The following is a 6,879-nucleotide window of genomic DNA, read 5'->3' on the forward strand; positions in this document are numbered from 1 at the left end:
TATGCCAATGGTTCCAATGAGCTGGCTGCGTGACTATGTCGATGCAGACCCGGCAATGACGACCGAAGAACTCGCGGCTGCTTTAGTTCGCGTCGGACTCGAAGAAGAAACCATCCACCCCGCGCGCGTTACAGGGCCTCTCGTCGTGGGCCGTGTGCTCAGCCGCGAGGAATTCGAAGCCTCGAATGGTAAGACGGTCAACTACTGCCGTGTAGACGTCGGAGAACATAATGATGCGCCCGGCACTGGAAAAGAGCCCAGCGATCTTCCCTCGCGCGGCATTATCTGTGGTGCGCACAACTTTGATGTCAATGACCTAGTTGTTGTTTCCCTGCCGGGTGCTGTTCTTCCCGGACCTTTCGAGATTGCCGCACGAAAGACTTACGGCCACGTCTCTGATGGAATGATGTGCTCGGCGCGCGAACTTGGCTTGGGCGAGGACCACAATGGCATCATCGTTTTGCAGAAGGATTTCCCGGATGCAGATCTTCCCGCTGTTGGCCAGAGTGTGATTTCTTTCCTTGGTTTGGGCGAGGAAGTTCTTGAGATCAACGTGACGCCGGATCGAGGGTATTGCTTCTCGATGCGAGGAGTCGCGCGCGAATTCTCCCATTCGACGGGTTCGGCTTTCCGTGATCCGGGTCTTGTGGGGACTCTCGTTGAGTCCGTTCCTCAGGCGAACGAGGCCGGATTCCCCGTTGTTGTCGCTGACGATGCCCCTATTCACGGACGCTGCGGCGCAGATCGCTTTGTGACTCGAATTGTGCGCGGCGTCAATCCTGCAGCTCCCACGCCTCGTTGGATGGTTGAGCGGCTTGAAATGGCGGGAATGCGCTCGCTTTCTTTGGCTGTGGATATCACCAATTACGTGATGCTTGACCTTGGTCAGCCGATGCACGCCTACGATCTTGCTGCTCTTGAAGCTCCGATCGTTGTTCGTCGCGCACGTCCGGGTGAAGAGCTGACGACTTTGGACGAGGTTGCGCGCACTCTGGATCCTCAGGATTTGGTCATTTCTGATTCGCCTAGTGGCGAGGAAGGATCGCGCCTTCTGGGGATCGCCGGTGTGATGGGCGGTGCATATTCCGAGGTCGAGGATTCGACGACGGACATCCTTCTCGAGGCCGCGCACTTCGACGCGGTATCGATCGCGCGTTCCTCTCGTCGTCATAAATTGCATTCCGAGGCCGCGAAGCGTTTTGAACGTGGAACTGACCCGCTTCTTCCCGCGATTGCAGCACAGCGCGCTGTCGATCTCCTCGTTCAATACGGTGGCGGTCATGCGGATCCTGCGGTCTTTGACCTCAATAATTTGCCTGAACCGACGAGCTATGAGTTCGCACTCAGTGATGCTGAGCGTTTGACCGGTGTTGCCTACACGCCCGAACGCGTCCGTCAGCTGCTCGAAGAAGTTGGTTGCGCTATCGAGGCCGTTGACGATGAACGTGTACGCGTGACGCCTCCCTCATGGCGCCCCGACTTGACGGGAGCCGCTCACTTCGTCGAGGAAATTGCGCGTCTTGATGGTTACGACAATATTCCTTCGGTTCTTCCGACAGCTCCCGCTGGAACAGGCTTGACGCTTGCCCAGCGAGCACGACGTTTGGTCGCCCAAGGACTTGCGCATGCAGGCTTGACGCAGGTAGAGAGCTATCCCTTCGTTTCTGATTCTTTCGATCGCCAGGGAATGAAGGAAGACGATCCTCGCCGTCAGGCGGTCAAGCTGCGTAATCCTCTTGCTGATGATGCGCCCTTGCTGCGTACCTCAGTTTTGGACACACTTCTTGACGTAGCGGCCCGCAACTGCGCGCGCGGGATTCCTTCGGTTGCAATTTATGAAGTTGCGAAGGTGGTGCACAGTCAGGGTGTCGTTCCTACGGGACTGATTTCGGCCGAGCAACGTCCCAGTGACGAGCAGCTTGCTGCATTGGAAGCTGGAACTCCTCCGCAGCCGTGGCATGTTGGTGCTGTTCTTGCAGGACAGGCACTCCCGGCAGGCATTGTGAGCACTCAGCGTTCTTTCGATTGGGCGGATGCAGTCCAAGCGGTGCGATCGATTGCTGATCAGCTGGGCGTACGTATCGAAGTGACGCGTGCGTGGCTTGCAGAGCCGATGACCCACAAGGGGCCTCGTCTCCCCGAGGCAGCAACGGATCCCGCTGAAGTTGCTCCCTATCATCCGGGGCGGGTCGCGCGAATCTTTGCGCGAAAGGGTAAGGATTTCGTCGAACTTGCCTTGGCGGGTGAGCTCTCACCGAAGACCTGCAAGGCTTTCGGACTTCCGGCGCGTTCATGTGCCTTCGAACTGGACTTGGATGCACTGATCGCTCTCATCAGTGATGAGCCTTTGCAAGTCAAGCCGGTTTCGACGTATCCGGCAGCGAAGGAAGATCTTGCTCTGGTTGTTGCCAATGACCTGCCTGTTTCTCGCGTTGAGCAGGTTATTCGCCAGGCGGCGGGCGCTCTCATCGAGGATCTTTCGCTCTTCGACGTATACGAGGGCGACCAGGTTCCCGAAGGATTCCGTTCTTTGGCCTTCTCTTTGCGTCTTCGCGCCAGTGACCACACTCTGACTCCCGATGAGGTACAGAAGGTCCGTGCGGATGTCATCGCAAAGACGGAGAAGGTTTTAGGGGCAACGCTTCGCGGGTGATCTGGTTGCGCCTTGTTAGGATGAAGCCAGGCTCGTGTGTGAAGGAGTATCAATGAAGGTTTTGCTGACTGCAGCTTCGCAGCATGGTGCAACCACAGAAGTTGCAGAGGCGATTGCTCGCAGGCTGAAGGCTGATGGCCTCGAGGTTGTCTGCAAACCGCCGCAAGACGTTGACTCTCTTGAGGGATTTGACGCTGTTATTTGCGGTTCCGCTGTCTACATGACTCAGTGGATGCCCGCCGCCCATGATTTTATGGAGCGTTTTGCGCAGGAACTGCACAAGGTGCCGGTGTGGGCTTTTTCCGTCGGTATGAACGGTGTCCCCAAGCATGTCCCGCAGGATCCCAGTCGGATTGGTCCTGTGCTGACGCGTATCGATGCGAAGGAGTTGCGTTCTTTTGCGGGACGCTACGATCCTTCTCTTCTTTCGCTGCGTGAAAGGGCGATCGTTCGCCTCGCGGGTGCAGTGGAAGGTGATTTCCGTGATTGGGATGCAATCGATGAATGGGCTCACGGCATTGCTCAAGAGCTGACACGTCAATAACTTTGATATTCCACGGTTGAATGTCGATGGAAGGGGGCCTATGCGATCCGATTTTCGCATAGGCCCCCTTTCTTCCCTTATACTTGCCTGAACGGGAGTGGAGTCAACGTCGATTCGCGACTAATTAAGGGGATTTTGATGTCATCTGAAGCGACACCGCAGACGAAGGCTGGGCGCCATGCAGCAATTCGCAATCTGTTAGTCTCCCAAACTATTAGTTCTCAGGAACAACTGCGTTCTGCTTTGGGGACTCTCGGTATTGAGGTCACCCAGGCAACTTTGTCGCGTGATCTTATGGAAATGCGCGCGACGAAAATGCGTGACCGCTCGGGTACGTTGATTTATTCGGTCCCAAACGCAGATGGTTCTCAATCGCACGAAGCTGAGGCCAGCGTTGAGCGCTTGCAGCGGTGGCTTCAGACCCTTCTTGTGACTTCAACCTGCGTAGGCAATCAATTGGTTTTGCGCACTCTGGTTGGCGCGGCAAACCTTTTGGGTTCAGCTCTCGATGTGGCTCGTATCGACGATGTCGTGGGAACAATCGCGGGTGACGACACGGTTTTGATCATCTGCACTTCCGATCAGGGAGCGCTCAACGCCCAGGAATATTTGACCTCTTTGGCCGGAGGCGGATCGCATCAAAGCGTCCTGTAAGAGGCTGTTTTCTTGAAGAGAATTGCTGTGTAGAACATGCCCGTTAGCCGTGTGGCTAGCGGGCATGCCTTCTTACGGCTATTCTCCCTACTGGAACTGGTTCTAGTCTTGAGGAATTACGTGAGTACAACAGTGAGTTCGAGGGCCGAATCTCTACTGCCGGCCGTAGGCGTTGCGATATTCTTCTTGGCTTTTGGCGGCCAAGGGGTACGTAATCTTTTTGGCTGGGTCGGTTTCGGGGTGATTGCGGGGATCGTCCTCATTGCCGCGTGGGTGATTTTCTTCCTAGCGGGGCGCGCAGTGACGCTGCGCCGATTGTCTCTTTCGGTTTCTTCCTACATTCTGGTCTGCTGTCTGTCGGTGATATGGAGCCAGTATCGTTTAGAGACTTTTGGCTCAGCCTTGATTACTCTGGCGACAAGTTCGGCGGGGGTTCTCGTTGCGATTGCATTTCCGCTTCGACAGATGTTGGATGTCTTCACTCAGGCGATGAAGATCATCGTCGCTGCCTCCTATGCCCTTGAATTATGGGTTTCTTTGGCGGTTGGGCATCGCATACCGCCGGTGTATATGCGCAATTGGAAAGAAGTCCCGGAGCTTTATTACTGGGTGAATGACGCCCTCTTTAAAGGCGGGCCGATTCAGGGCTTTGTTGGAAACCGGAATCCTCTTGCCTTCATTGCGCTTCTGCTCATGCTCTGTGTTCTGGTTCTTTGGGCCGAGGATAGAACCCATCACCTGCGTAACGGAGCGTGGCTCCTTGCGTGTGTGGGTATTTTAGTTTTGACCGGCTCTGCAACCGTTTTCGTTGCCATGCTCGTCTCGGTGAGCGCCCTTGTTTTCTTCTTGATTATTCGCCGCTTGGGCTTTTATGAACGTCGCTTCGCTGTCCGCGTCGCTCTTACTGCCGCGGCAAGTTTCCTCTTGGTCGCCGTGATCATGAAGGACCAAGTCACTATCTTGCTGGGTCGCAGTTCTGATATGACTGGCCGAGGTGTGATCTGGCAGAAGCTCTTGGAGCTGTGGCAGCAGCATCCCTTCCTTGGATGGGGCTGGGTTGTTTTGTGGCCGCCGTGGTTGCCTCTGTTTAAGAACCTGGTTGTTCGTCCCGATGGCACTCCCACAATGCAGGCACACAATGCCTACATTGAGGCTCTGTTCCAGACTGGAATCGTCGGTCTTATGCTTTTGGCCTTCGCTGTTTTGTGGGTGATGATTCGTATTTTCCGAGTTGCGCTGCGCGATCTTGAAACTGATTTAGTGCCTACTTTGGCTGCAGTTCTGATGCTGGCGATGTTTGTGCAGTCTTTTACAGAGTCGCGTCTCTTGACGGAAGGCAATTGGGTGCTCTTCGTTGCCTTTGCAACTTGGTTGAAGGTTCGTGCAGAGTCCTATGATTTCCGCCCTCCCCGCCGAGCAGTCCCTGGCGGCCGGACTAGCACCACCGCGGCCTCGTAAAGGCAAAACGAACGCTTCCACAGAGGCGAACACTTATCGCGTAAACTATGACTTGTATGTCATTCCAATAGGAAGAGGAAAATTCAGTGACCGATATTATTGACGACCTCCAATGGCGTGGTCTGATTGCTCAGCACACCGACCTTGACGCGCTTCGCGCTCACTTCGCTGCGGGCCCGGTCACTTTCTATTGCGGCTATGATCCCACCGCTCCGTCTCTTCACCATGGACACTTGGTTCAGCTGATCGTTATGCGTCACTTGCAACTGGCTGGACATAAGCCGCTTGCTCTTGTTGGCGGTGCGACGGGCCAGATTGGTGATCCTCGCCAAAGTGGCGAGCGTCAGCTTCAACCGACTGAAGTTGTTCAGGGCTGGGCAGATCGTTTGCGCGCGCAGATTTCACGATTCTTGGATTTCGAGGGGCCTGCAGCTGCTCGCATGGTGAATAACCTGGACTGGACTCAGGAGATGAGTGCAATCGATCTTCTGCGCGGGATCGGTAAGTACTTCCGCGTGGGCACCATGCTGAATAAGGACATTGTTGCTCGTCGTATCGCTTCTGACGAAGGTATTTCATACACCGAGTTCTCCTACCAGGTTCTTCAGGCGAACGACTACCTCGAGCTTTTCCGTCGTTACGGTTGCACGCTCGAGACCGGTGGAAACGACCAGTGGGGCAATATGGTTGGCGGCGTCGATCTGATTCACAAGGTCGAGGGTGCCGATACCCACGTCATGACGACGCCCATTATTACTAAGGCTGACGGAACAAAGTTCGGTAAGTCCGAGGGCGGTGCAATTTGGCTCGACCCCGAGATGATGAGTCCGTACGCCTTCTATCAGTTCTGGTTGCAGGTTGCTGATGACGATGTCGTTCGCTTCTTGAAGATCTTCACCTTCTTGTCGCGCGAAGAAATTGAGGCGCTTGAGGTTGAAGTTGCCGAGCGTCCTCACGAGCGTGCCGCCCAGAAGGCCTTGGCTGCGAGCGTGACTGCTTTGGTCCACGGTGACGAGGAGCTTGCGCGCGTACAGGCTGCGACCGATGCGCTGTGGGGGAGCGGAGATCTTTCTTCCATTGACGAGGCCACCCTGGCAGCAGCTACCAGTGACCTTCCCCGCGCGGAGCTTTCTTTGGGGGACTCTCTTATTGACGCTCTTGTTGAGACCGGACTGGAGAAGGGGCGTAGTGCTGCACGTCGTACCCTCGCGGGTGGTGGAGCTTACGTCAATAAGGTCAAGGTCGAAGACGAAGAGGCTGTGCTGCGTGCCGATGACCTCTTGGCAGGTGGCTTGGTTTTGATTCGTAAAGGTCGCAGGAATCTGGCTGTTGTTGCGGTCCGATGAGCTGTTTTTCAAGGTGTGCTCGTCATCATAGTGTTTTGATTTGACGACGAGCCCCTAAACGGCCTAATCTATAACTCGTTGCGCTGAGGGCGACGGAAACGTTGCAAAGCGCGAAAGCCCCTTTGAGATTCACCTCGGGTGAATTGCAAATGTGGGGGTGTTGTTTGTGAACTCGATAGTGTGTTTGTTTTTTGTTTTTATGCCTGTTTTTTGTTTTTGAGTAT

The 6,879-nt window shown here is 55.2% G+C and carries 5 protein-coding genes; all 5 read left to right on the top strand.

Translation table 11 applies throughout. The features are described from left to right. Position 1 precedes the first annotated feature (1 nt). The 5 genes from pheT to tyrS all read left to right on the top strand — a co-directional run bounded on the left by pheT (position 2) and on the right by tyrS (position 6,655). On the top strand, positions 2-2,653 hold the full coding sequence (gene pheT / locus ACWNMW_RS07415) for a phenylalanine--tRNA ligase subunit beta (RefSeq protein WP_449490495.1): 2,652 nt from the start codon (positions 2-4) through the stop codon (positions 2,651-2,653). A gap of 52 nt (positions 2,654-2,705) precedes the next feature. Next, on the top strand, positions 2,706-3,197 hold the full coding sequence (locus ACWNMW_RS07420) for a flavodoxin domain-containing protein (protein WP_034501452.1): 492 nt from the start codon (positions 2,706-2,708) through the stop codon (positions 3,195-3,197). A gap of 138 nt (positions 3,198-3,335) precedes the next feature. Next, positions 3,336-3,851: an arginine repressor gene (locus ACWNMW_RS07425; RefSeq protein WP_081940758.1), complete on the top strand. Its 516-nt coding sequence runs from the start codon at positions 3,336-3,338 to the stop codon at positions 3,849-3,851. A gap of 120 nt (positions 3,852-3,971) precedes the next feature. Beyond that, positions 3,972-5,309, top strand: a complete 1,338-nt coding sequence (locus tag ACWNMW_RS07430) for an O-antigen ligase family protein (protein ID WP_449490496.1) — start codon at positions 3,972-3,974, stop codon at positions 5,307-5,309. Positions 5,310-5,395: 86 nt separating this feature from the next. Further along, complete coding sequence (tyrS, locus tag ACWNMW_RS07435) at positions 5,396-6,655, top strand: tyrosine--tRNA ligase (protein WP_448750833.1); 1,260 nt, start codon at positions 5,396-5,398, stop codon at positions 6,653-6,655. Positions 6,656-6,879 lie beyond the last annotated feature (224 nt).

It is taken from the genome of Actinomyces sp. Marseille-QA0893, assembly GCF_976954355.1.